This window comes from Kribbella yunnanensis (assembly GCF_039529655.1).
Classification (GTDB): domain Bacteria; phylum Actinomycetota; class Actinomycetes; order Propionibacteriales; family Kribbellaceae; genus Kribbella; species Kribbella yunnanensis.
Map to the genome: position 1 here is coordinate 53,224 of NZ_BAAANF010000028.1, position 24,390 is coordinate 77,613.

The 24,390-nt window shown below is 68.2% G+C and carries 24 protein-coding genes; 19 read left to right on the forward strand and 5 right to left on the reverse strand.

From position 1 onward, the window contains the following. The first annotated feature begins 52 nt into the window (after positions 1 to 52). From ABD231_RS38915 to ABD231_RS38950, 8 genes are all read left to right on the forward strand, one after another. Positions 53 to 1,114 carry a LacI family DNA-binding transcriptional regulator gene (locus ABD231_RS38915; protein ID WP_344164353.1) on the forward strand — a complete coding sequence of 354 codons (1,062 nt, stop codon included), beginning with the start codon at positions 53 to 55 and terminating at the stop codon, positions 1,112 to 1,114. A gap of 33 nt (positions 1,115 to 1,147) precedes the next feature. After that, positions 1,148 to 1,312 carry a ribbon-helix-helix domain-containing protein gene (locus tag ABD231_RS38920; protein WP_344164356.1) on the forward strand — a complete coding sequence of 55 codons (165 nt, stop codon included), beginning with the start codon at positions 1,148 to 1,150 and terminating at the stop codon, positions 1,310 to 1,312. Next, positions 1,309 to 1,947 carry a VOC family protein gene (locus ABD231_RS38925; protein WP_344164359.1) on the forward strand — a complete coding sequence of 213 codons (639 nt, stop codon included), beginning with the start codon at positions 1,309 to 1,311 and terminating at the stop codon, positions 1,945 to 1,947. The genes ABD231_RS38920 and ABD231_RS38925 overlap by 4 nt, the downstream gene beginning before the upstream one ends. Then, positions 1,944 to 2,417 (forward strand): GNAT family N-acetyltransferase, encoded by a 474-nt coding sequence (locus ABD231_RS38930; RefSeq protein ID WP_344164362.1) that lies wholly within the window; start codon positions 1,944 to 1,946, stop codon positions 2,415 to 2,417. The genes ABD231_RS38925 and ABD231_RS38930 overlap by 4 nt, the downstream gene beginning before the upstream one ends. Beyond that, positions 2,414 to 3,676 carry an MFS transporter gene (locus ABD231_RS38935; protein ID WP_344164365.1) on the forward strand — a complete coding sequence of 421 codons (1,263 nt, stop codon included), beginning with the start codon at positions 2,414 to 2,416 and terminating at the stop codon, positions 3,674 to 3,676. The genes ABD231_RS38930 and ABD231_RS38935 overlap by 4 nt, the downstream gene beginning before the upstream one ends. A gap of 48 nt (positions 3,677 to 3,724) precedes the next feature. Further along, a complete protein-coding gene (locus tag ABD231_RS38940; protein WP_344164368.1) occupies positions 3,725 to 4,549 on the forward strand; it encodes a GNAT family N-acetyltransferase in 825 nt (274 codons plus the stop codon). Positions 4,550 to 4,573: 24 nt separating this feature from the next. Beyond that, positions 4,574 to 4,945: a DoxX family protein gene (locus ABD231_RS38945; protein ID WP_344164371.1), complete on the forward strand. Its 372-nt coding sequence runs from the start codon at positions 4,574 to 4,576 to the stop codon at positions 4,943 to 4,945. A gap of 87 nt (positions 4,946 to 5,032) precedes the next feature. Further along, positions 5,033 to 6,796 carry a proline--tRNA ligase gene (locus ABD231_RS38950; protein ID WP_344164374.1) on the forward strand — a complete coding sequence of 588 codons (1,764 nt, stop codon included), beginning with the start codon at positions 5,033 to 5,035 and terminating at the stop codon, positions 6,794 to 6,796. A gap of 843 nt (positions 6,797 to 7,639) precedes the next feature. Here ABD231_RS38950 and ABD231_RS38955 read toward each other — a convergent pair. Next, entirely contained in the window at positions 7,640 to 8,554 is a 915-nt protein-coding gene (locus ABD231_RS38955) for a GNAT family N-acetyltransferase (protein WP_344164376.1), read from the reverse strand. A gap of 215 nt (positions 8,555 to 8,769) precedes the next feature. Here ABD231_RS38955 and ABD231_RS38960 point away from each other — a divergent pair, with 215 nt between their 5' ends. Both ABD231_RS38960 and ABD231_RS38965 read left to right on the forward strand, forming a co-directional pair. Next, entirely contained in the window at positions 8,770 to 9,555 is a 786-nt protein-coding gene (locus ABD231_RS38960; RefSeq protein ID WP_425554248.1) for a TSUP family transporter, read from the forward strand. 279 nt (positions 9,556 to 9,834) lie between these two features. Then, positions 9,835 to 10,512 (forward strand): slipin family protein, encoded by a 678-nt coding sequence (locus ABD231_RS38965; RefSeq protein WP_344164381.1) that lies wholly within the window; start codon positions 9,835 to 9,837, stop codon positions 10,510 to 10,512. Here the strand turns inward: ABD231_RS38965 and ABD231_RS38970 are convergent. Beyond that, entirely contained in the window at positions 10,490 to 11,629 is a 1,140-nt protein-coding gene (locus ABD231_RS38970) for a cytochrome P450 (RefSeq protein WP_344164384.1), read from the reverse strand. The genes ABD231_RS38965 and ABD231_RS38970 overlap by 23 nt on opposite strands. Before the next feature lie 121 nt (positions 11,630 to 11,750). Between ABD231_RS38970 and priA the strand changes: the two genes are divergently transcribed. From priA to ABD231_RS38995, 5 genes are read left to right on the forward strand one after another with little or no spacing between them, the layout of a single operon-like run. After that, entirely contained in the window at positions 11,751 to 12,488 is a 738-nt protein-coding gene (priA, locus tag ABD231_RS38975; RefSeq protein ID WP_344164387.1) for a bifunctional 1-(5-phosphoribosyl)-5-((5-phosphoribosylamino)methylideneamino)imidazole-4-carboxamide isomerase/phosphoribosylanthranilate isomerase PriA, read from the forward strand. Then, on the forward strand, positions 12,485 to 14,782 hold the full coding sequence (locus ABD231_RS38980; protein ID WP_344164390.1) for an HAD-IB family hydrolase: 2,298 nt from the start codon (positions 12,485 to 12,487) through the stop codon (positions 14,780 to 14,782). The genes priA and ABD231_RS38980 overlap by 4 nt, the downstream gene beginning before the upstream one ends. Beyond that, complete coding sequence (locus ABD231_RS38985) at positions 14,782 to 15,981, forward strand: zinc-dependent alcohol dehydrogenase (RefSeq protein WP_344164393.1); 1,200 nt, start codon at positions 14,782 to 14,784, stop codon at positions 15,979 to 15,981. Before ABD231_RS38980 ends, ABD231_RS38985 begins: the two co-directional genes overlap by 1 nt. 45 nt (positions 15,982 to 16,026) lie before the next feature. Next, positions 16,027 to 17,607: an NPN-dependent hydroxyacid isomerase, LarAH14/15/16 family gene (larAH, locus tag ABD231_RS38990; RefSeq protein WP_344164396.1), complete on the forward strand. Its 1,581-nt coding sequence runs from the start codon at positions 16,027 to 16,029 to the stop codon at positions 17,605 to 17,607. Further along, the gene (locus ABD231_RS38995; protein ID WP_344164399.1) at positions 17,607 to 18,542 is read left to right on the forward strand and encodes a lysophospholipid acyltransferase family protein; all 936 of its coding nucleotides are present in this window, start codon (positions 17,607 to 17,609) and stop codon (positions 18,540 to 18,542) included. The genes larAH and ABD231_RS38995 overlap by 1 nt, the downstream gene beginning before the upstream one ends. On the opposite strand, the gene ABD231_RS39000 is transcribed toward ABD231_RS38995, so the two are convergent. The 3 genes from ABD231_RS39000 to ABD231_RS39010 are packed head-to-tail and all read right to left on the reverse strand — an operon-like array spanning position 18,543 to position 20,855. Then, positions 18,543 to 18,929 (reverse strand): hypothetical protein, encoded by a 387-nt coding sequence (locus tag ABD231_RS39000; RefSeq protein ID WP_344164402.1) that lies wholly within the window; start codon positions 18,927 to 18,929, stop codon positions 18,543 to 18,545. Beyond that, a complete protein-coding gene (locus ABD231_RS39005; RefSeq protein WP_344164405.1) occupies positions 18,926 to 19,252 on the reverse strand; it encodes a hypothetical protein in 327 nt (108 codons plus the stop codon). The genes ABD231_RS39000 and ABD231_RS39005 overlap by 4 nt, the downstream gene beginning before the upstream one ends. A gap of 58 nt (positions 19,253 to 19,310) precedes the next feature. Next, entirely contained in the window at positions 19,311 to 20,855 is a 1,545-nt protein-coding gene (locus ABD231_RS39010) for a M1 family metallopeptidase (RefSeq protein ID WP_344164408.1), read from the reverse strand. Positions 20,856 to 20,960: 105 nt separating this feature from the next. Here ABD231_RS39010 and hisF point away from each other — a divergent pair, with 105 nt between their 5' ends. The 4 genes from hisF (at position 20,961) to ABD231_RS39030 (ending at position 24,318) form a co-directional block, all read left to right on the forward strand. Then, positions 20,961 to 21,722: an imidazole glycerol phosphate synthase subunit HisF gene (gene hisF, locus ABD231_RS39015; RefSeq protein ID WP_344164411.1), complete on the forward strand. Its 762-nt coding sequence runs from the start codon at positions 20,961 to 20,963 to the stop codon at positions 21,720 to 21,722. Continuing rightward, positions 21,719 to 22,186, forward strand: a complete 468-nt coding sequence (locus tag ABD231_RS39020; protein ID WP_344164414.1) for a MarR family winged helix-turn-helix transcriptional regulator — start codon at positions 21,719 to 21,721, stop codon at positions 22,184 to 22,186. The genes hisF and ABD231_RS39020 overlap by 4 nt, the downstream gene beginning before the upstream one ends. 78 nt (positions 22,187 to 22,264) lie before the next feature. Beyond that, positions 22,265 to 22,771, forward strand: coding sequence for a MarR family winged helix-turn-helix transcriptional regulator (locus ABD231_RS39025; RefSeq protein WP_344164417.1), 507 nt, complete (start codon positions 22,265 to 22,267; stop codon positions 22,769 to 22,771). Then, entirely contained in the window at positions 22,771 to 24,318 is a 1,548-nt protein-coding gene (locus tag ABD231_RS39030) for an MFS transporter (RefSeq protein ID WP_344164420.1), read from the forward strand. The genes ABD231_RS39025 and ABD231_RS39030 overlap by 1 nt, the downstream gene beginning before the upstream one ends. Positions 24,319 to 24,390 lie beyond the last annotated feature (72 nt).

The window sequence follows — 24,390 nt, forward strand, 5'->3', positions numbered from 1 at the left end:
CGACCGTAGGATTTAATGCATTAACGCGGCAACCGATTCGAGGGTGGTGCAAATGCTCCCGAGGTATGAGCAGGTCAAGCGGGAGCTCCTCGCCCTGATCGCCCAGGGCGGTCACACCCCGGACCGGCCGTTCATCACCCAGCGCGAGGTCTGCGAGCGGTACGGCGTCAGTACGACGACCGCGATCCGCGCACTGAACGATCTGGTCGCCGACGGGGTGCTGGTCCGGCAGCAGGGGCGCGGCACCTTCGTGGCGGAGCGTGTGCGTGAGCGAGCGCCGGAGCCGGTACGGCGGCGTGCGGTCGCGCTGGTGATTCACGGGCAGGGGCCGGTGAAGGAGGGCATCATCACCGGCGTCGAGTCGCGGTGTGATGAGCTGGGGTTCGAGCTGGTGCTCTACGACAGCAAGGGCTCGCTGGAACTGCAAGAGCGCGCACTGCGGCGAGCGGTGGCCAGTGGCGTGACCGGGATCGCGCTGTACCCGGTTGAGGGGTCGTCCCAGGTACTGCGGGACCTGGCGCTGCCGGTTGTGCTGATCGACCGGTACCAACCCGATGTGCCGACCGACGCGGTGCTGGCTGACCAATTCGCGGTCGGGTACGAGTTGACGTCGTACCTGATCGGTCTTGGGCACCAGCGGATGGCGACGCTGTGGGGAGAGGTCGACTGCACGAGTGTGCGCGACCGCCTCAGCGGCCACCAGCAAGCGCTCCGCGCACACGGTCTGCAAGCCCGGCCGGACCTGACTGCGCTCAGCACCCACCAGTTCCTCGCACCTGAGGCACGTAAGGCCCGCCTGAGCGCACTGCTCAGTCAGCCCGAGCCTCCGACGGTTCTGCTCTGCTCCGACGGTTTCATCGTCACCACCGCCGCCCGCGAACTCGCCGACCTCGGCTACGAGGTCCCCGGCGACATCGAGCTCGCCGGCATGGACGACGCCGGCCCGGCCAGCGTCCTCCCGCTCACTGTCGCTGCCGCCTCCCTCCCGGTCCACGACCTCGGCCGCATTGCGGTAGACCTCCTCGCCACCACCTCCGCTGCACCTCGCAATGTCGTCCTGCCGATCACCCTGCACACCCGCGACACCACCTACCTCCGCGTCGTCACCCGTTGACCAGTAGCTCTCTAGGATGCTAGCAATATAGCCATGAGTGGTGACAGCGACAAGAAGGTGCAGTTCAACGTGTACCTGCCGCCGGGTCTGGTGCGGCGGGTCAAACACAAGGCGATCGACGACGGCGCAAGCCTGTCGGCGCTCGTCGAGCAGGCGCTGGCGGAGTACCTCGACAAGCATGGGGAGGCACGCGGATGAGTGACGTGGTGGTTCGGCCGTTGCGGTTCACGGATCGGGTGCAGGAGATGCGGGCGTTCCTGGAGACGCTCGGGTTGCAGGCGCGGATCGAGACCGCGCGGAGCAGCGACTGGGTGGACATGCTGGCCGGGCGCGGGATGGTCGCGCTGCACAGTGCGGCGACCAGCTCGACCGGTGGTCAGCCCGGACAGACCTCACTGTCGTTCGAGGCAGCGGATGTCGATCGGCTGAAGGAGCAGTTCGAGCAGGCCGGGTACACGGACGCAGTGATCTGGGACGAGGCCTATGGGCGGGTGCTGCGGGTGGCCGGTCCGGACGGTGTGCACATCCACATCGACGAGCGCAGTGACGATCTCTACGGCTACAGGCTGAACGAGACGCGTCCCGACGAGCGCTGGCTGGTCACACCGCAACTGGACGCCCAGGAGGAGACAGCCTGGCGCGGGTTCCTGGCGGTGGTCGGTCTCGATGCGCTGGCGCGGTTCGGCGACGGCATCCGGTTGGAGCTCACCACGAGCGAGGACCTGGACCTCGTACGGCGGCGGTTGGCCGAGGCCGGTCACCAGGTCACCCAGGTCGGCGACGTACTCGAGATCACCGATCCGGACGATCAGACAGTGGTGGTGCACGGGTGATCGCCGTACGGCGGGCTGTGCCTGAGGACGTCGATGCGGTGCGGCAGATCGGGCTGACGACCTGGCCGGTCGCGTACGCCGGCCTGGCCTCCCCGGAGTTCATCACCGACGGGCTGGCGCAGTGGTGGTCGCCTGAGGTAGTCGAGCGTGGTATCCGGACCGGAATCACCTTGGTGGCGCTCGAAAACGACGTACCGGTCGGCATGGTTGGTCTGGGGCAGGAGGAGGGCTTCTGGGTGATGTGGAAGCTGTACGTGCTCCCGGACCAGCAGGGGAGGGGAGTGGGTAAGGCGTTGCTCGACGCTGCCGTGGCCGCACTGCCGGCGGGTACGTCGGAACTCCTGCTCGATGTACTGGTCGACAACACGAAGGCGATCGGCTTCTATGAGGCGTACGGGTTCGGGGAGCCGCTCAGAACGCCGACTCGGGACCTCGGGGACGAACTGAAGTGGATGAGACTCGCGCTGTGACACCGCCGCCGCGGTTGCGGGACGATTCGGACTTCCGGCGGTACTTCGCCGCACGGGCGTTGTCGACGACCGGGTCGATGGTGACGGCGATTGCGTTGCCGGTGCTGGTCTATCGGCTGAGCGGGTCGACAGTTCTGACAGCTGCGGTGACGGCGCTCGAGGCAGCGCCGTACCTGCTGACCGGGCTGTTCGCCGGTGCACTGGCCGACCGCTGGAACCGGCGCCGCGTGATGGTGTCGGCCGACCTGGTGAACGCCGTACTGATCGGCTCGGTGCCGTTGGCGCAACTGCTCGGCGTACTGACTGTTGCGCAGGTGCTGGTGGTCGCGTTCGTCGTACAGGCGGTCTATACCTTCTTCGACGGTGCCAACTTCGGTGCGCTGCCAGTGCTGGTCGGCCGGGGCCGAGTGGCCCAGGCGAACTCCGCAGTGTGGTCCGCGTCCAGTCTGATCGAGCTGTTCGTGCCACCACTGACCGGACTGGCGCTGGCGGTCGTCAATCCGGCCGGACTGCTCGCTCTGGACGCTCTGAGCTTCGTGGCGTCCGCACTGGCTGTGCGCGGGATCATCCGAGCGCTGTCGGAGTCGAGGGAAGGGCAGCCGCCGTTGCGGCCGCGCGTCGTACTGGGCGATATCGCTGAAGGCATCGTCTATCTGGTCCGCCACCCTGGTGTCCGGACGATGACGATCGTCGGCAGTCTGCAGTCCTTCGCGGGCGGCGGCTTCATGGCGCTGATCGTCGTCTGGTGCGACCGCGTGCTGCACGTCGGTACGTCTGGACTCCGGTTCGGACTGGTGTGGGGGACCTGGGGGATCGGTGGGCTGATCGCCGCACTCGCGCTGCCACGGCTGCTGAAACGACGGGCGCCGGCCGCAATCACGCTCTACGCACTCCCGGCGTCCGCGGTGATCGGAGTGCTCACGCCACTGTCGCCTGGCTGGGTGGTGGCCGCATTAGCGTTGCTGCTCTGGGGTTCGTCGTACGTGCTGGTGATCGTCAACGCGGTCTCCTACCGCCAGCAGGTCACACCGGAGCACCTGCTCGGCCGGGTGAACACAGCCGGCCGGATGCTGTCCTGGGGTGTCGGCTGGACGCTGGGTGCGATGGTCGGCGGTCTGCTCGGCAACGAGCTCGGCATCCGGACGGGCATGGTGCTGGTCGGCCTGGCGAGCTGCATCGGCGTGATCGTGGCGTGGACCTCACCGCTGCGCCGGATCGCGGCCGAGCACGACGCAGCGGCGGCCGGACACGCCCCTTAAGTGCCCTTGAGTGTCACGGGGCGCCGGGTCATCCGCTAGGTTCTGCGCGTGGGCGTACGGGTTCTCGGTCCTCGTGACCTCGCGGCGGCGCGCGCGGTGATCGCCCGTGACCCGGTCGTCAACGTGTTCGTCGACAGTCTCGTGCAGGCGTCCGGACTGGACCCGCGGCGCGGTGCGGAGGTCTGGGGGTACGTCGACAAGGGCGTGCTCGAGGCGCTGTGTCACGCCGGCGGGAACATGGTTCCGGTCGGCGCCGACGACGCCGCGTTGCGCGCATTCGCGGCGTACGCGCTGCGTCGTGGCCGCAACTGCTTCCAGATCCTCGGACCGGCGCGCGCGGTCGACCAGCTGTGGACCGCGCTCGAACCGCACTGGGGTCCGGCCCGCGAGGTGCGCGGCGACCAGCCGTTCATGGTCATCGACGGTCCGCCGACGGTCTCCGCTGACCCGCTTGTCCGTGCGGTCGAGCCGGTCGAGCTGCCGATCCTGTACCCGGCCTGTGTCGCCATGTACACCGAAGAAGTCGGCGTACCGCCGCAGACCGGACCGGACGGGACCTTCTACCGGTCCCGGGTGGCCGAGCTGATCCGCGCCGGGCGGGCATTCGCGCGGATCGAGGACGGCCGGGTGGTGTTCAAGGCCGAGGTCGGGTCGGTGGGCACTGGCGTCTGCCAGATCCAGGGGGTCTGGGTGGATCCGGAGTACCGCGGGCAGGGGATCGCGGCGCCCGGGATGGCGGCGGTGGTCGAGCTCGCCCGCCGGATCGCGCCGGTCGTGACGCTGTACGTCAACGCGTTCAACACACCGGCCCGGCGGTCGTACGAGCGGGTCGGCTTCCGGACCGTCGAGACTTTTGCCACCATCTTGTTCTGATTACCCAGTAGTAAGGTGGCTCGCATGGCGTCCCGGAGCAAGACCACGACCGGCCTGTCCGTGCTGTTCGGCGTACTCGGTGTGCTGCATTTCGTGAAGCCCGCGGAGTTCGAGAAGATCGTGCCGAAGGCGCTGCCGCGGAAGAAGGAGCTGGTCTACGCCTCCGGTGTGGCCGAGCTGGCGTGCGCGGCGGGGTTGCTGCACCCGAAGACTCGGCGGCTGGCCGGGCTCGCGAGTGCGGGGCTGCTGGTGGCCGTGTTCCCGGCGAACGTGCAGATGGCGGCGGACATCCAGCGCAAGGGATCGCCGCAGCAGAAGGCGATCGCGTGGGCGCGGCTGCCGTTCCAGGTGCCGCTGATCAAATGGGCCCTGAAAGCTTCCCGCGAAACGAAGTGAACCCTCCCTGGGGATAACTGGTCGGACGATGCCCGGGAGACGGATATCCTCTAGGTCGTCCTTTGTTCCATCCCTTTTGGAGTTCCCGTGATTCTGCGTATGTCGTCGCTGTTCCTCCGCACCCTTCGCGAGGATCCGGCGGACGCGGAGGTCCCGAGCCACAAGCTGCTCGTCCGCGCCGGCTACATCCGCCGTACGGCGCCTGGTGTCTACACCTGGCTGCCGCTCGGCCTGCGAGTGCTGCGCAAGGTCGAGCGGATCGTCCGCGAGGAGATGGACGCGATCGGCGCGCAGGAGCTGGTCTTCCCGGCGATCCTGCCGCGCGAGCCCTACGAGGCGACCGGCCGCTGGACCGAGTACGGGCCGAACCTGTTCCGGCTCAAGGACCGCAAAGGCGCGGACATGCTGCTCGGTCCGACCCACGAGGAGATGTTCACGCTCGTCGTGAAGGACCTCTACTCGTCGTACAAGGACCTGCCGCTGTCGATCTACCAGATCCAGAACAAGTACCGCGACGAGGCCCGGCCGCGGGCCGGCGTGCTGCGCGGGCGCGAGTTCGTGATGAAGGACTCCTACTCGTTCGACATCGACGACGCCGGGCTCGCGGCGTCGTACGAGGCGCACCGCGGTGCGTACATCAAGATCTTCGACCGGCTCGGGTTCGACTACGTGATCGTCCAGGCGATGTCCGGGGCGATGGGCGGCTCGCGCTCGGAGGAGTTCCTGGCGATCGCCGAGAACGGTGAGGACACCTTCGTCCGCTCCGCCGGCGGGTACGCCGCGAATGTCGAAGCCGTCGTGGTCGCGCAGTCCGCGCCGGTCGACGCGTCCGCGGTCCCGGCCGCCGAGGTGGTCGACACCCCGGACACCCCGACCATCGACACCCTGGTCGACGCGCTGAATGCGAAGCACCCGCGCACCGACGGTCGCGAGTGGACCGCTGCGGACACCCTGAAGAACGTGCTCGTGATGCTGGTGAACCCGGATGGCACCCGCGAGCCGCTGGCAATCGGCGTACCGGGTGACCGGGCGATCGACGAGAAGCGGCTGGGCGCCCAGGTCGAGCCGGCCGAGGTGGTCGCGTTCGACGAGTCCGACTTCGAGAAGAACCCCGCACTGGCCAAGGGCTACATCGGCCCGGGCGTGCTCGGCTCCGAGAACGCGTCGAAGATCCGCTACCTGCTCGACCCGCGGGTCGCCGAGGGATCCGCCTGGGTGACCGGCGCGGACAAGTCCGGCTACCACGTCATCAACCTGGTGCACGGCCGCGACTTCACCGCCGACGGCACGATCCAGGCCGCCGAGGTCCGCGACGGCGACGAGGCGCCGGACGGTTCCGGCCCGCTGGAGTCGGCGCGCGGTATCGAGATGGGCCACATCTTCCAGCTCGGCCGCAAGTACGCCGACGCTCTCGACCTGAAGGTCCTCGACCAGAACGGCAAACTCGTCACCGTCACCATGGGCTCCTACGGCGTCGGCGTCACCCGCGCCGTAGCCGCCATCGCCGAAGGCAACCACGACGAACTGGGCCTGGTCTGGCCGCGCGAGATCGCCCCCGCCGACGTCCACTTGGTTGCCACCGGCAAGGACCCCGAACTCTTCGCGAAGGCAGCCGAAATCGCCGCCGAACTGGAGTCCCGCGGCCTCACCGTCCTGTACGACGACCGCGAAAAGGTCAGCCCCGGCGTCAAGTTCAAGGACGCCGAACTCATCGGCGTCCCCACCATCGCCGTAGTAGGCAAAGGCCTGGCCGACGGCACCATCGAGGTCAAAGACCGCCGCTCCAACACCCGAGCCGACATCCCAGTAGCCGACGTAGTAGACCACCTGCTCACCACAATCCGCAGCTAACCCCAGAACACCCAAAGGGACCGGCCACCCAACCAGGTGCCCCGGTCCCTTTCGTGTCCCACCCCTCAACACCTCCCGCCGCGCCGCGTTCGATGGTGCACCGGCGTCCCGCTCCCACAACGTCCGAAGAACCCGCAAGCGTGGTCTCCGGATCGCCGGACGTTACGGCGGCGGAGGATGCGTCGCTCGGTAACTTTGGGGCGCCATACGCGAAAAAAGTACCGCCCAACGCACCACCCCACTGCCCACACGCCGAGGCCCGGCGCGTTCGGTGAAGCGCGGGACGAAGGCGCGGGGTGGGTCAGTGCCAGCGGGCGTCTTTCCCGCACGGCAACCAGAGCCCGGCAACCCCAGGCGACGGGGAGCGCAGTCACCGACCGAACCATCTACCTCAGCCACCGCGGCGCCCGGCCACGCTGTCTTTTTGGTCGGCCGGACGCGGCGATCAGCCAGAGCGGACGTCCCCGGCCGAGTCCTTTCGGACCTGTACCCCGACTCGACCACCAAAGGCGGCCGACAAAGCAAGAGGGCGGGCCACGTGGGTGGCTGGGCCGGATGGCGAGACTGGCTAACGCGGCTCCGCGTTGCCTGGGGCTGACGGGCTGTGGCTGAGGTGCGTGATGCTCGAGATCTGCACTATCCGAGGGATTAGGGGGACTCGGTGACGAAAATCCATCGGCTAACGAACCCGAGCAGTCCCGGGACCCCGAGATCGCGGGCCGGCAATCACTTTGAGCACCCATCAACCACGTGAGCCCCACCGAAACGGTCGAACCGTGCTCAACGTCGCCCCGACCAGCGCACTTTGAGCACCCCTCGACCACCGTCCGACCGTGGGTGTGGTTAACCCGTGCACAACGTCGTACCGGCTCGTGGTCGTGCCCTTGACCAATCGGCCTCGGGGTTTGCAATTGGCGTTGTACAAGAGGTCTTGAGTAATCGGGGGAGATGTTTGTGGTTAGGGCGGACCCAGACGGTCCAGCGTTCTAGGCGGTGGTAGTTGAGGCGGGTGTAGACGGGTTGGCCGTTGTCGGAGGCTATGAGGGCGGCCGGGTGGTTGGGGTGGTGGATGGTGGCTGCCCAGGTGAGGGCGGCGCCGGCGCCTCGGCCTCGGGCGGTGGGCATGACGGCTACGTTTTCCACGACGGTGAGGCCGGCGGCGTGGTGGGCGGTGGCGGTGGCTAGGGGTGTGTCGCCGTCGTAGCCGACCCAGACGGACGAGCCTTCGAGGAGGGTGGGGTCGTAGACGGAGCCGGGTTCGAAGGGTTGGAGTTCTGGTAGGGGGTAGCCCTCGATGAGGACGCGTTCGGCGTCGGCGAGGCCGGTGGCGTCGGTGACCTGGCGGATGTCCAGGTCGGTGGTGGGTGGTGTGGTGACGGTGTCGGGGAAGCGGACCATCAGCGGTGGGTGGCCGGCCAGGGCTAGGCCGTGTGGGCGGAGGTCGCCGGTGGGCCAGGCGCTGACGAAGAGGTAGGGGACGTCGGCGGGTAGTTCGCGCGCTACTTCCGCGACCACCGAGGCCGGATCGACGGGCTGCTTGGGGATCACCCAGTTGGTCAGCGGTCCCCGGTCGCCGAGGACTCCGCCGGCCCAGGTGGCGCCGTCGTACCAGGGTTTGCCGATGCGCCGGGCCGCGTCGGTGGCCCAGGAGGCGTGGGCGAGCACGGCCTGCCGGACGATCGAGTCGGCCGGTTCGAGGTCGGCCTCCCAGCCGGTCGCGAGGGTTTCGCCTTCCGGCGGAAGAATCGAGGACGCCATGCTCCGACTGTCGCACCGGTGAGACTCCGGGGAAATCCCTTGGGTTCGGATGCAGCCGGATCAGCGGTTGGTTGAGCAGCATTGGGTGGCTGAGGGTGACCTCGTGGTTCTGTACGGCGTTCGTGCCGCGACCTGGAAGGGGACCGAGTTCCGCGGGGCGCTGTAGGTGGGATGGGTCACGTAAAGGTTGTTTGGGACAATGGCCTTACCGGATCATGGGGTGTGTGCCTGACATCTCCACCTGGACCCTGATCTTTCTTGTCCTTGCCGCCTTCTCGGCCGGTTGGATCGATGCGGTCGTTGGCGGTGGTGGGTTGTTGCAGTTGCCGGCGATGTTGCTTGGACTGCCTAATGCTTCGCCTGCGCAGATCTTGTCCACCAACAAGATCTCGTCGTTGTTCGGTACGACGACCAGCGCGGTGACGTTCGGCGTGAAGGTGCGGCCGGACAAGCGGACCGTGATCCCGTTGGCGATTCTCGCCGGGCTTGGTTCGGCGGCTGGGGCCTTGGTGGCAACGCGGATTCCGATGTCGTGGTTCAAGCCGATCGTGCTGGTGCTGTTGATCGCGGTAGCGATCTACACCGCGATGAAGCCTTCGCTGGGGGCGCGGACCGCATTGCGGTTCGACGGGCGGGAGCACTATCTCGCGGCCTGCGGTGTCGGCGTGGTGATCGGCTTCTACGACGGCGCGGTCGGCCCGGGGACGGGGTCGTTCCTGATTTTCGCGCTGGTCGGTCTGCTCGGCTACAACTTCCTGCAGGCCAGCGCCAAGGCCAAGATCGCCAACGTGGCCACGAATCTCGGCGCGATCGGGATCTTCGCACTCGCCGGCGCCCCGCTGTGGAAGCTCGGTCTGATCATGGGCGCGGCCAACATGGTCGGCGGTCTGCTCGGCGCCCGGACGGCGGTCGCGCGCGGCAGCAAGTTCGTCCGGGTCGTCTTCCTGGTGGTGGTTTCCGGCCTGATCCTTCGGCTCGGGTACGACGTCTTCTTCGGCTGAGCCAATCCAGTTGCCGGTGGCCACTGCCTGCCGTCACACTGAACGCAGACATCGGCCAGGTCAGCAGCGATCACCGGCGCTTGCCAGGGATCGTCCTGCGCGTCGTCCTGGTGCGGATGCGGCCGCTTTGCCACGGACAAAGCTCTCACGGTTCGCCCCGGTACACGTGCAATCCCGGAGCGCGGCTCTGCAGGCCCGGCTGCTCGTCACGAGCCGGAACCTCCGCCGCCGTTCCGGGCGTGTGCCGGGGCGAACTCTTTTCGGACGAGGGAAGGTGCAATGAAGGTTGTGGTGGACGCACACGAGCGTGTGCTGGTGTACCGGGACGGTGTCTTCGAGACCCTGCTGGAGCCCGGACGTCACCGCGTCCCGAAGGTCTGGCGAGTACGCCGGGAGTCCGTCGACCTGCGGCTGCGTCAACTCACTGTGAGTGGCCAGGAGATCTTCACCGCGGACGGCGTCACCGTGCGTGTCACGGCTGTCGTGCGCTGGAGGGTCACTGACCCGCGGGCGTTCGTCGAGTACGCCGAGGCGCCGCTCGACCTGCTGCACCTTGCGCTGCAGTATGCGATCCGCGAGGCGATCGGCCGGCGTGAGCTCGAGGACCTGCTGCGGCCGGATGTGCGGACCGAGGTCAACGGTGAGCTGCCGGAGCCGGTTCGTACGGAGGTCGCCGGGCTCGGCATCACCATCGAGGACGCCACGATCCGCGACCTCGTCCTGATCGGCGAGATCCGGGCTGCGCTGGCCGAGGCAGCGGTCGAGCGTCAGCGGGGTCGGGTCGCGCTTGAGCGGGCGCGGGGTGAGGCGGCGGCGCTGCGGTCGCTCGCGAACTCGGCCAAGCTGCTCGACGACCACCCGGCGCTGGCTGCGCTGCGGATGATCCAGGTCGCAGGTGACTCCGGTGCGACCGTCGTACTGACGCCGGACGGCTTCACGCCTCCCACGTCACGTTGAGCGCCGGCACCTTGCGGAACACGAGTCCGCGAGGTGCCGGTGAATCCGCTGCGAGGCTCAGACCAGGCAGGTCCAGTACGGCGGCGACTGCGGTCTGCGTCTCGAGTCGGGTGAGGTGCATACCGAGGCAGATGTGCGGACCGCTCGCGAAGGCGAGATGCCGGCGGGCGTTTGATCGCCGTACGTCGAAGGTGTCGGGGTCGGGGAAGACCTCGGGGTCGCGGCCTGCCCCGGCGAGCGAAACGACGACCAGGTCGCCGCGGCGGATGTGCTGTCCGGCGAGTTCGATGTCGCGGGTCGCGTAACGGTCGACGACTGCGGCGGCCGGTTCGAGGCGGAGGGATTCCTCGAGGGCGTTGGGGAGTAGTGTGGGGTCGGCGCGGACGAGTGCGAGCTGCTCGGGGTTCGTGAGCAGGTGCCAGAGGGCGTTGGTGATCATGCCCTCGGTGGTCTCGATCCCGCCGAACATGAGCACGGCGGCGTTCGCGACCACCTGATCGATGGTCAGGTCGCGGGCGGCGGTCTGCAGCAGCCCGTCGGATTCGATGCCTGAGGCAACATGTTTGTGCAGCTCGGCGAACGCGGCCGCGCCCTCTGCGGTGACAGCCCGGCCGGCGGCAACCCCAGTCACCGAGTCCGAGATCGCCGTGTACCAGTCGAGCACGGTCGCGGCCGACGCCTGCGGAAGCCCGAGCGAGTACGCGACGACCGCCACGGAGAGGGGTCCGGCCAGCGTCGTCCGCAGGTCGGCGGACCGCGGTTCGGGGCGGCTGTGCGGACCTGTGGGGGCGGAGAGGGTAGTCATCAGGTCGGTGACGGTCTGTTGGACCGGCTGCGTGAAGCGGCGGCGGGTTTCGGCTAGGCCGAAGGGTGCGTCGAAGGGGGTGCGGTGGGCGGCGTGGGCGGGGCCGTCCAGGGAGAGCATCGACGGCCCGACGACCTGAGCCGTCGAGAAGCGGGGATCGTCGACGGTGAAGGTGTCCGGGTCGCGCATGACGTCCATCGCGAGCGCCCGGCCGGTGACCACCCAGCCGTTGAGTGCGTCCATCCAGCCGATCGGGCGGATGCTCGCGAGTGCTGGATGGGGGTCGCGTTCTAGCTCCTCGAGAGACACCATGGAAGCAGCATATTGACCAGACCAGTAATGGAACTGGTATTGCTGAGACACATTGATTCACAGTGATTCAGGAGGGCAGTGGGTTACAAAACGTCCATCATCGCCATCTAGGGTGTGGCCCATGTCTGAGAACCTGGTGCTGCTGCCTGCCGTCGATGTGGCGGACGGACAGGCGGTTCGGCTGGTGCAGGGTGAGGCTGGGAGCGAGACGTCGTACGGCGAGCCGCTGGCGGCTGCGTTGGCGTGGCAGGAGGCCGGGGCGGAGTGGATCCACCTGGTCGACCTGGACGCTGCGTTCGGCCGGGGGAGCAACCGTGAGCTGCTGGCCGAGGTGACCGGGAAGCTGGACGTGCAGGTCGAGTTGTCGGGCGGGATCCGCGACGACGACTCCCTGGCGGCGGCGCTGGCGACCGGGGCCCGGCGGGTCAACATCGGGACGGCCGCGCTCGAGGACCCGGAGTGGTGCGACCGGATCATCCAGCAGTACGGCGACCGGGTGGCGATCGGGCTGGACGTGCGTGGCCGGACGCTGGCGGCGCGTGGCTGGACGAAGGAAGGCGGTGACCTGTACGAGGTGCTCGAGCGGCTGGAGACGGCTGGTTGTGAGCGCTACGTGGTCACCGATGTGACGAAGGACGGCATGCTCCAGGGGCCCAACCTGGACCTGTACCGCGATCTGTGCGCGCGCACGGACAAGCCGATCATCGCCTCGGGCGGCGTCTCCAGCCTCGACGACCTGCGGGCGTTGAGCACGCTGGTCGCAGACGGTGTCGAGGGCGTCATCGTGGGCAAGGCCCTGTACGCCGGCGCGTTCACCCTGACCGAGGCACTCGAACTCACGCGTGGAGGCGACAAGTGAGTCTGGCCGACAAGCTGCAGGACAAGAAGGTCCTCGTCACCGGGATCACCGGTTTCGTCGGTGAGGCCCTGCTGCACCGGATGATCGGCGACCTGCCCGGGACGACCGTGGTGGCGATCATCCGGCCGAAGGGCTCGCTGACCGGTGCGAACCGGATGGCGCAGCTGCTGAAGAAGGACATCTTCAAGCCGTTCTACGGCGAGGGCACCCCGTACGCCGACGCCGAGGCGCTGACCGCGGCCCGGATCGAGGTGGTCGAGGGCGACCTGTCCGACGTACCGCCGCTGCCGAACGATCTCGACATCGTCGTGCACTGTGCCGGTGACGTCAGCTTCGACCCGCCGATCCACGAGGCGTTCACGACCAACGTGCTCGGCACCAAGAGCCTGCTGGAGCGGATCGACGAGAGCCGGCAGGGGACCGACCGCTCGATCCACTACGTGCACATCTCGACCGCCTACACGGCCGGTCGCCGCCGCGGCGCGATCCCGGAGGCGTCGGTCGACCACACCGCCGACTGGCGGGTCGAGGCCGAGGCCGGGATGGCGATGAAGTCCCGGATCGAGGAGCAGTCGCGGTCCGCGCCGATGCTGGCCAAGTTCCGCAAGGAGGCCGAGAAGCTGCACCGCCGCGCCGGCCACCTGACCGCCGCGGTCGACACCGAGCGCCGCCGTACCGAGTGGGTCGCGAAGCGGCTGGTCGAGACCGGTACCGAGCGCGCCCGCAGCCTCGGCTGGACCGACTGCTACACCTTCACCAAGGCGCTCGGCGAGCGGGTCGTCGAGGAGTTCGCGAGCATCTTCCCGACCTCGATCGTCCGGCCGGCCATCATCGAGTCCGCGGTGCAGAGCCCGCACCCGGGCTGGATCGAGGGCTTCAAGATGGCCGAGCCGCTGATCCTGGCCTACGGCCGCGGCGAGCTGCCGGAGTTCCCGGCCAGCCCGGACTCGGTGCTGGAGATCATCCCGGTCGACCACGTGGTCGGCGCGATCTGCGCGGTGATGGCGACCGAGCCCGAGCTGAACAAGCCGGAGTACTACCAGATCGGTTCCGGCGCCCGGAACCCGCTGACCTTCGAGCAGATGTACGCCGGCATCCGCGCGTACTTCTCCGACCACCCCTTCGACCTCGGCGAGCGCGGCGCGGTCCGGCTGCCGGTCTGGAAGTTCCCCGGCGGCGACTCGGTCGAGGCGATGCTCCGGTACGGCGAACGCGCGCACAAGCTCGCGGACGCCGTCATCACCCGCGTCCCGCGCGGTGAGCGCACCCGCAAGTACGCCCGCGAGCTGGACGTGCAGAAGCGCCGGATCGACTTCCTGCGCCGCTACATGGACCTGTACGCCGAGTACGCGCAGGCGGAGATGAACTTCGTCGACGACAACGTGCTCGCGCTGCACAACGCGCTCGAGGGTGACGACCGGGAGAAGTTCGCCTGCGACATCACCGTCGTCGACTGGCAGTACTACCTGCAGAAGGTGCACTGCCCGAGCGTCACCGAGTCGATGCGCCGCCTCGACGTCGTCCGCAAGAAGCGGAACAAGAGTCTGGCGGAAGCGGCCGGCGTACTGAAGAAGGTCGAGCCGGCCGACTCCGAGGTGATCGCCGCGTTCGACATGGACGGCACGCTGCTGTCGTCGAACGTGATCGAGACCTACCTGTGGATGCGGCTGCCCGAGCTGGACGGCCCGCAGCGGGTCGCCGAGATCGGTCAGATGCTGCGGCGGCTGCCGAAGCTGATCTCGGCCGAGCGCAAGGACCGCGGCGCCTTCCTGCGCACGATCTACCGCCGGTACGCCGGTGCGGACCTCGAGGAGCTCAACCGGATCGTCGACGAGGTGCTGTCCGAGCACGTCCTCGAGCGACTGAGTGGGGCCGCCGTACGGCGGATTCGCGAGCACCGGGCGGCTGGGCACAAGACAATCCTGATCACGGGTGCCGTGCGACCGCTGACCCGGCCGCTGGAGCCGCTGTTCGACGAGATCATCGCGGCCGAGCTGGCCGTCGACGACCGCGGCCGCTGCACCGGCTACCTGGCCGGTCCGCCGCTGGTCGGTGAGTCGCGGGCCGCGTGGATCAAGCACCGCGCGCGGCAGGGCAACATCGACTTGTCGAAGTCCTTCGCGTACGCCGACAGTCACTCGGATCTGCCGATGTTGTCGGTCGTGGGTAACCCGGTCGCGGTGTCGCCGGACGTGTCGCTGTTCCGGGCCGCTCGGGCCGGGCGCTGGCAGATCGTGGACTGGAAGACGCCGTCGACCTCGTCGCGGCTCGAACTGCCGGGGGTCAACGCCTGATGATGCTCGCACTGGAGATGTACCGCTCGCCGGCCAAGTACCTGGCGGCCAAGGCGGTCGGCGGCCGGATCCCCGGCATGCTGACCGGTCCGGCGGCACCGCTGCGCCTCGTCACCATCAACGAGCCGAAGGCCGACCGCGACGGCTGGGCGCGGATCCGGCCGATCCTGTCCGGGATCTGCGGTTCCGATCTCGGCATGGTCACCGGCTCCACCAAGATGTACTTCTCGGCCGTCGTGTCGATGCCGTTCGTCCCCGGTCACGAGATCGTCGGCGAACTGCTGGACGACTGCGAGGACCTGCCGAAGGGCACCCGCGTAGTCATGGACAGCGTCCTGACCTGCGCCACGCGCGGTGTCGAACTGTGCGAGGGCTGCGCCGCCGGGAACACCAACCGGTGCGACCGGATCACCGTCGGCCACCTGAAGCCGGGTCTGCAGACCGGGTTCTGCCAGGACACCGGTGGTGGCTGGGGCAACCTGATGGTCGCTCACCGCAGCCAGCTGTACGCCGTACCGGACGGCCTGAGTGATGAGCGCGCTGTGCTCGTGGAGCCGCTGGCCGGCGCCGTGCACGCCGCCTTCCGCGCCAACGTCCAGCCTGGGCAGTCGGTGCTGGTCAGCGGCGCCGGTGCGGTCGGACTGTTCGCCACGCTCGCGATTCGCGAGCTGACGCAGGCCGGCCGGATCACCGTGGTCGCCAAGCACCCCAAGCAGCGTGAGCTCGCCCGGGCGTTCGGTGCGAGCGACGTGGTGGCGCCCGACGAGGTGTTCCGCGGCGTCCGCCGTTCGACCGGTGCGTTCCGGCTCAAGCCGGACCTCGGCGCCAAGGAGTTCCTGCTCGGCGGTGTCGACGTCGCTGTCGACGCGGTCGGCAGCAAGGACTCGATCGACACCGTGCTGCGGGTCACCAAGGCCGGTGGCCGGGTGGTCCTGTCCGGGATGCCGTCGACCGGCGTCGACCTGTCGCCGGTGTGGTTCCGCGAGCTCGACCTCGCCGGCACCTACGCCTCCGCGACGTCGGAGCCGAACGGGCGCCCGGCGTTCGAGACCGCTTTGGACCTGGCCGGGCGCGCCCCGCTGGACGGTGTCGTCGGGGCGAAGTACCCGCTGTACCGCTGGCGTGAGGCACTCGACCACGCGCATTCGGCCGGCCGCCTCGGCACGGTCAAGGTTGCTTTCGATGTGAGGGCCTCGTGAGGGCCGTGACAGTTCCGCAGGACGTACGACGAGAGGGTTTCTGACATGTCTCGGCCAGGATTCGTGCTTGAGGTGGACGACCGGACTCCGCCGCTGATCGTGCACAACGGTGAGGGTTTCCTGCTGGAGCGCTTCCCGCTCGGCACCCGGGTGGTCTACCCGCCGGAGTCGCTGCCCGCGGTCCGCGACGTGGAGGAGGCGATCCAGAACGCGTTGCTGAACCCGATCGACTCCGAGCCGCTGCCGGAGCTGCTGCGGCCCGGCATGCGGCTGACGATCGCCTTCGACGACATCTCGCTGGCGCTGCCCCCGATGAAGAAGCCGGACATCCGGCAGCGCGTCATCGAGGCCGTGCTGGAGCTGGCCGCGCAGGCCGGTGTCGACGACGTCGAGCTGATCTCCGCGAACGCGCTGCACCGGCGGCTGACGCCGAACGAGCTGCGCGACATCGTCGGCGAGCGCGTCTTCCGGTCGTTCTTCCCCGAGGGCAAGCTCTACAACTTCGACGCCGAGGACACCGAGAACCTGACCCACCTGGGCCAGACCCGGCACGGCGAGGACGTCGAGATCTCCAAGCGGGCGGCCGAGTCCGACCTGCTGGTCTACGTGAACGTGAACCTGGTGGCGATGGACGGTGGCCACAAGTCCACCTCGATCGGGCTGGCGTCGTACAAGTCGCTGAAGCACCACCACAACAGCCACACGATGATCCACTCGCGGTCCTTCATGGACCACAAGGCCTCGAAGATGCACCACTCGGCCTGGCGGATGGGCGAGGTGCTGACCGAGCACGTCAAGGTCTTCCAGATCGAGACCACGCTGAACAACAACGTGTTCGGCGGCGGGCTGGAGTTCCTGCAGAAGCGTGAGTGGGAGTGGTCGCTGAAGGACCAGGCCTCGATGCTCGCGACCAAGCGCGGGCTGGCCGCGGCGCCGAACAAGGTCCGGCACAAGATCTACACCGACGTCCGGTCGCCGTACCAGCTGACCGGGATCAACGCCGGCGCGATCGAGCCGGTGCACGAGAAGACGCTCGAGATGGTGCACCGCCAGCACATGGTCGAGGTGCAGGGCCAGGCCGACGTCGGCGTCATCGGCGTGCCGTACCTGAGCCCGTACAACGTGAACTCGGTGATGAACCCGATCCTCGCCGCGGTGATGGGGATGGGCTACCACTTCAACGCCTACCGGGGGAACCCGATCGTCCGCAAGGACGGCGCGCTGATCCTTTACCACCCGGTGCCGTACGAGTTCAGCCAGCTGCACCACCCGTCGTACGTCGACTTCTTCGAGGAGGTGCTGTCGGAGTCCACGGACCCGGCCACCATCGAGGCGAAGTTCGAGAAGCAGTACGCCGAGGACCCGTGGTACATCCACCTGTATCGGACGTCGTACGCGTACCACGGCGTGCACCCGTTCTACATGTGGTACTGGATCAGCCACGCGCTGGACCACTGCGGCGACATCGTCTGGGTCGGTGCGAACCGCAAGACCGTCGAGCGGATGGGCTTCCGGTCCGCCTCGACGCTGCAGGACGCGCTCGAGATGGTCAGCCACTCGGTCGGCCGGTCGCCGTCGATCACCTATCTGCACAACCCGCCGCACCTGCTCGCGGACGTGCGCTGATGGGGAACAGCCTGGTGAAGTTCAGCCGCGAGACCGTGCGTGACGTCAAGGTCGTCGCGCGCGGCTGGCGCTGGGGCCGGCGCCCGCAGGTACCGCGGTCGGCCGAGGCGTACGTCGTACCGAAGGAGACCACGGTCTTCCCGACCCGCTGGGCCCGGACGCCTGCCGCGATCGCGATCCGCGACGTCCTCCAGAAGGGTCCGCTGAACGCCGTACTCAATGTCAACGTCAAGCCGGAGATCAGCGGGCTCGACTCGCTGCGCAAACTCGACGGCCCGGCGCTGATCGTGGCGAACCACTCGTCGCACCTGGACACGCCGCTCCTGCTGCTGTCCCTGCCGGACTCGATGCGCCGCCGTACGGCGATGGCCGCGGCCGCCGACTACTTCTTCGACACCTGGTGGCGGGCGGCCGGTTCGGCGATCGTGTTCAACACGTTCCCGATCGAGCGCCGCGGCGGCAAGCTCAGCGCAACCCCCGGCGACCTGCTCGCCGACGGCTGGAACGTCGTCGTCTTCCCCGAAGGCACCCGCTCACCCGACGGCTGGCTGCAACGCTTCCGCATGGGCGCGGCCTACCTGGCCGTCGAGCACAACGTCCCGGTCATCCCCGTAGGCATCAAGGGCTCCTTCGCCGCCATGCCCCGAGGCCGCGGCTGGCCGGTCCCCGGCCGCCCCACGGTCGCAGTCCGGTACGGCGACCCCATCCGCCCCGCCGAAGGCGAAAGCCCCCGCGACTTCGCCCCCCGCATCGCCGCCGCCGTAGCCGCCCTCCTCGACGAGGAGTCGACCAACTGGTACGAATCCCGCCGCCGAATCGCCGCCGGCACCGCCCCCACCCAAACCGGCCCCAACACCTCAGCCCACTGGCGCCGAGTCTGGGAATCCACCCGCCCCGTCAAGGCAGCCGACAGCCGCCGCAAGGCCTGGAAGTAGTCAGAGAACCAGTAGCGGTATTGCGATCCCGGCGGCATCGGCGAGCTTGCTGATGTCGCCGGGATCCGAGGTCACCACTGCACCACCGTGACTGAGCGCAGCCACCACCACGGCCGCGTCCACGACGTCTGCGGTGCCTGACACTGCGAGAAGTCGACCGACGGCCTCGGCGGTGTCGTCGGTGAAGGGGATCGTCTTGCAGATCCGGCGCAGTGTGGCGATTGGTGCCTGTCGTGGACTGGCTCGCCACACCTGCGCCAGTACGACGGTCGGTATCCGCGCTTGAATCCCGCTGTCCAGGGCATCGCGGCACAGGCCGTACACCCGCCCCCGTGGCTTGTTCTCCACGTGGATCAGGGCGCCGGCGTCCAGGATCAAGGCGGTCATCCGAGCCGCTTTTCTTCGGTCAGTCCGAGCAGACGCGCCAAGGCCGCCGTGCGGCTGGCCGCGTACTCCGGGGGCTCGGCCGCGCCGATGATGACACCGGCCTCCGCCAGTTGCGCGCGGCCGGCCTGCAGTTCCTGCGGATCGGGCTCACCGTAGATCGCCTCGTACTCTTCAGCGGCCTCGTGGGCCTCGGCCAGATTCGCCGCGGTCTCGGCAGCCTCGGCCAGCCAGGCGGACAAGGGGAGCCCGGCGCGGTCGGCCGCGCGCCGGGCCCGGGTGGCAACTGTGTCCGGAAGGGAGATGCTCAGCTTTTCGACAGCCATGATCCGACGGTACTACCGTGGTAGCACCATTGTCGATTCGGTCATCGCCCGATGACGCTCAGTTGCCGCGGCGGTCGGACTGTAGGTCGGTGGGGGTGAGGGTTTTGGCGGTGGGCGGTACGACGGTCCAGTCGGGGTGGTTGGGCATGGGTGGGGTTTTGGTGCCGTAGAGCCAGTCTTCTAGGAAGGGGCGGACGGTCGGGTCACCGGAGACGGTGGTGGCTAGCGTTATGTATTGGTCGGTCGAGATGGTGTTGTTGCGGTGGGTGGTGATGGCGGCTTGTTCGATTTGGTGGAACTTGTCTTGGCCTACTTTTTCGGCGAGGGCGTAGAGGGCCAGGACGCCGCCGGTGTAGCGCTGGTTGTCGAAGAGGTTCTGGGCGTTCGGTTTCGCTACCGGGCCTGAGGACTTCCGCCAGAGGTCGCCTTGGCTGTAGGTGTACTTCATTCGGTCGACCATGGTGGTGTAGCCGCGGGAGTCCGGCCAGCCGCGTTCGTAGCGGTAGAGCAGGCCGTAGTAGTCGGCGTGGCCCTCGTTGAACCAGAGGTCGCTCCAGGAGGCCGGGGTGAGGCTGTTGCCGAACCAGCTGTGGACCAGTTCGTGCATCATGTGGGAGCCGATCTTGTCCTCGGTCTGGGTGAGGTAGTTCGGCTTGTAGAGCGTGAGCGTCTGCGTTTCGAGGCCGGTGAAGTCGAAGGCGTCCGACGCATCGTTGTTGGCCGGCAGGATGCCGTAGGCCTCGAGCGGGAATGCGCCCAGTCGCTGGGTGACCCAGTTGAGTTGCCCGGCGGTCAGCTTCAGCGCCGCGTCGACCTTGGGCAACCGCGCGGTCGGTACGACGTCGCGCAGTACCGGGTCTGTGACCGGGGCGTCAGGGTTGCGGCGGATGATCGTGTACTCGCCGACGCTGGCCTGGACGAGTTCGGTGGCCACCGGGTTCACGGTCCGGTACGTCGACGTGGTACTTCCGTCGGCGTTCACCTGATCGCCGATATGGTTGCCGCTGGCAACACCGATCGTGCCTTGCGGTGCGGTGATCCGGATGACGTAGTCGGCCTTGTCGGAGGGATGGTCGTTACCCGGGAAGATCGTGTGCGCGCCGGACGGCTGTGGTGCGGTGGCGAAGCCGTCCGGCGTGGCGACCCAGCCGCCGGCCGGCGGCTTGATCTTGCGCGGGTCGGCCGTGTAGCTGACGTCGACGACGAACTTGGTGGCGTTGCGGATCGGCCACTCCAGCGACACGACGAGCTCCTCGCCGTCCTGCCGGTAGAGCTCGGTGCTCCCGTCGACCCGCAGTTCGGTGATGTCCAGACCGAACGAATCGAGGTTGAACGCCGACAGGTTCTGGGTGGCGGTGGCGAAGATCTTCACGTGTCCCGCGACCAGCTTGGTGGTGGGGTCGTACTTGAGGTCGAGCTCGTAGCGGTCGGCCTGGTAGCCGCCGTTGCCGAGGTTCGGATAGACGGCGTCCCCCACGCCGGGGGCGCCGGGTGAGGCCGGGAAGGTACCGCCATCAGCCTGGGCGCCGAGTGACGAGCCGAGGATCAGGGCAGTGGACAGGACAGCGGCTGCAGCGAGACGGCCGTGGCGTCGAACCAGCAAGAGAACTCCTCCAGGGTGAACGGTCTGGACCGATTCTCGCGGCCGAAGGGTTCGCGGGCCGAGCTGTTCGGGCAGGGTCGAACACCTGCCCGATATCCTTTCCGCGTGACTCTTGCCGTGCGAGTGATTCCCTGCCTGGACGTCGATGCCGGGCGGGTGGTCAAGGGTGTCAACTTCACCGGACTGCGCGACGCGGGCGATCCGGTCGAGATGGCCCAGGTGTACGACGCGGAGGGGGCCGACGAACTCACCTTCCTCGACATCACCGCTTCCTCGGGCTCACGGGAGACGACGTACGACGTGGTCGGGCGGACCGCCGAGCAGGTCTTCATCCCGCTGACCGTCGGTGGCGGTGTGCGCGAGGCGGCCGACGTGGACCGGCTGCTGCGGGCCGGCGCCGACAAGGTCGGGATCAACACCGGCGCGATCGCACGGCCCGAGGTGATCAAGGAGATCGCGCACCGGTTCGGCAACCAGGTGCTGGTGCTGTCCCTCGACGTACGGCGGTCGTCCGATCAGCCGAGCGGTTTCGAGGTGACGACGCACGGCGGCCGGCGGTCGGCCGGACTGGACGCGATCGAGTGGGCTCGGCGCGGTTGTGAGCTCGGTGCGGGCGAGATCCTGCTGAACTCGATGGATGCCGACGGCACCAAGAAGGGGTTCGACCTGGAGCTCATCCGGGCGGTTCGCGACGTGGTCGACGTACCGCTGATCGCCAGTGGGGGAGCGGGCGCGCCCGAGCATTTCCCGCCCGCGGTCGAGGCCGGGGCGGACGCCGTACTGGCCGCGAGTGTGTTCCACTTCGGCGATTTCCGGATCGCCGACGTGAAGAAGGCGCTGCGCGATGCCGGGATCGTGGTCCGATGACGTCACCTGAAGTCGAGCAGACCAGCGAGCCGCTGGTGGCCGACATCGAGCAGCAGCTGTCTGCCCTGTTCCGGCGGGCGCGCTCGGCCTCGATGATGATGGCCCGCCGGGTCCACCCCGACATGGACGCGGCCGGGTACGCGCTGATCTCGCAGATCGAGTTCATGGGCGGCGCCGGGGTCGGTGTGCGGGCCTCGGATGTGGCGCAGGCACTCGGCCTGGACAAGTCGACCGTCAGCCGGGGGATCACCCAACTGGAAACGCTCGGTCTCCTCGAACGCGTCGGCGACCCGGACGACGGCCGGGCCCGCCTGCTCAAACTCACCGAGCTCGGCGCCGAGCGGTTCGGCGCGCTCCGGGCGCAGCGGCAGCTCGAGTTCCGCGCGATCTTCAACCGCTGGAACACCGAGGATCTCTCCGACCTCGGGCGCCTGCTCGGCCGCCTCAACGGCGACCTGAGCTGACCTCACGCTGGGTAGCCGAAGCCCAGCATTTCGCACATATGGTTGCAGAAACCAACTATTAGTGTATATAGTTGAGTTATGCAACTAGCTCAGCATCCCCTCGTCCCGGGGGAAGAGCGGGACGCGTCGGCCCAGGAGCTGCTCGAAGGAGTCAGCTCGCTGATCCGGGCCGTGCGCTGTATCGAACACAAGCACCTGATGCCGGAGAACGGCCTGCGCCGGTCCGACGCCAGTGTGCTGAAGGTCCTGATGCGTGATGGCGAGCAGCGCGGCGGAGAGATCGCTGCGAAGCTCGGCGTCGACGCGTCGGTCGTGAGCCGCCAGCTGACCACCCTCGAGGCCGACGGACTGGTGAGTCGTCGGCCCGACCCGGTCGATGCGCGGGTCGGACTGATCCGGGTGTCGGACGACGGCAGGGCCCGGCTGGGGGCCCTGTACTCCGCCTACACCAAGCAACTGCGCTCCGCCTTGGCGGACTTCGACGATGACGCGCTCAGCGACGCGGCCAATGTGCTGCAGCGGCTCGCGCGCGCGGTCACTGAGGCCGCCGATTCCGTGAGGCGTTCGAACACAACGGGAGACTGATGACTGTCCTTGAGACTCGGCGCGAACTGCCCACTGCGCCGGAACTCACGCACCGCGAGATCCTCGAAATCCTGATCGGCCTGCTGGCCGCGCTGTTCACGGCGATGCTCAGCTCGACCATCGTCAGCAACGCGCTGCCGACGATCATCGCCGACCTCCAGGGTTCCCAGACGCAGTACACGTGGGTGCTGACGGCGAGCCTGCTGGCCACCACCGTGTCCACCCCGATCTGGGGCAAGCTCGCCGATCTGATGAGCAAGAAGCTGCTGGTGCAGCTGGCGATCTCGCTCTTCGTGGTCGGGTCCGCGCTGGCCGGTACGGCGCACAATGTGCCGTTCCTGATCGGCGCCCGGGTACTGCAGGGTCTCGCGATGGGCGGCCTGATGGCGCTCGCCCAGGCGATCATCGGCGCGGCGATCCCGCCCCGGAACCGCGGCCGGTACTCCGGCTACATGGGCGCTGTGATGGCGGTCGCGACCGTGTCCGGACCGCTCATCGGTGGCGTCATCGTCGACACCTCGTGGCTCGGCTGGCGCTGGTGCTTCTACGTCTGCGTCCCGCTCGCCGTGGTGAGCCTGTTCATTCTGCAGAAGTACCTGCACCTCCCGCTGATCAAGCGCAAGGTCAAGGTCGATTACCTCGGCGCGATCCTGATCAGCATCGCGGCCAGCCTGCCGCTGCTGTGGGTCACCTTCGCCGGTCACGACTTCCCGTGGATGTCCTGGCAGTCGGCGCTCTTCGTCGGTGGCACGGTCGTCTTCGGAGCCCTCGCCGTACTGGTCGAGAGCCGCGTCTCCGAGCCGCTCGTCCCGCTGAAGGTCGTCCGCGAGCGGACCACCGCGCTGGCGATCGTGGCCAGCCTCGCGGTCGGCGTCGCGATGTTCGGCAGCGCCCTGTTCCTCGGTCAGTACTTCCAGATCGCCCGCGGCTACAGCCCGACCGAGGCCGGTCTGCTCACCATCCCGATGATGCTCGGCTCGTTCCTCGGCTCGGTCGGTTCCGGCCAGATGATCACCCGCTTCGGCAAGTGGAAGCGGTACCTGATCGGCGGTGGCATCCTGCTGGTGATCGGCCTGGTCATCCTCGGCACGATCGACCACCAGACGCCGTACTGGTACGTCGGCCTCGGCATGCTGTCGATGGGCATCGGCATGGGCATGATGATGCAGAACCTCGTGCTCGCCGTGCAGAACACTGTCGACGTCTCGCAGATCGGTGCGTCCAGTGCGACCGTCTCGTTCTTCCGCAGCCTCGGTGGTGCGGTCGGCGTCGCGGCCCTCGGCGCCGTACTGGCGGCTCGCGTCAAGGACCTGATCCTCGCAGGCCTGCCCGCGAGCGCTCGTGGGCAAGCCTCCGGAAGCGGCCAGAGCCTGCTCGACGTCAACCACCTCCCGCCGCAGTTGGCTGAGCTCGTGCGGCACGCGTACGGCGACGCCACCGGCCGCGTCTTCCTGATCGCCGCCGCCTGCGCGGCTGTCAGCCTGATCGCCGTCCTCTTCATCAAAGAGGTTCCACTGCGGACCACAGTCGCGAAGGCCGACGACTAGCGATCCGAGAAACCTGCGGATTTGATGGAACCTGGTGGTGGCGTGGCGCGTGTTACCACCAGACGCGCAGGG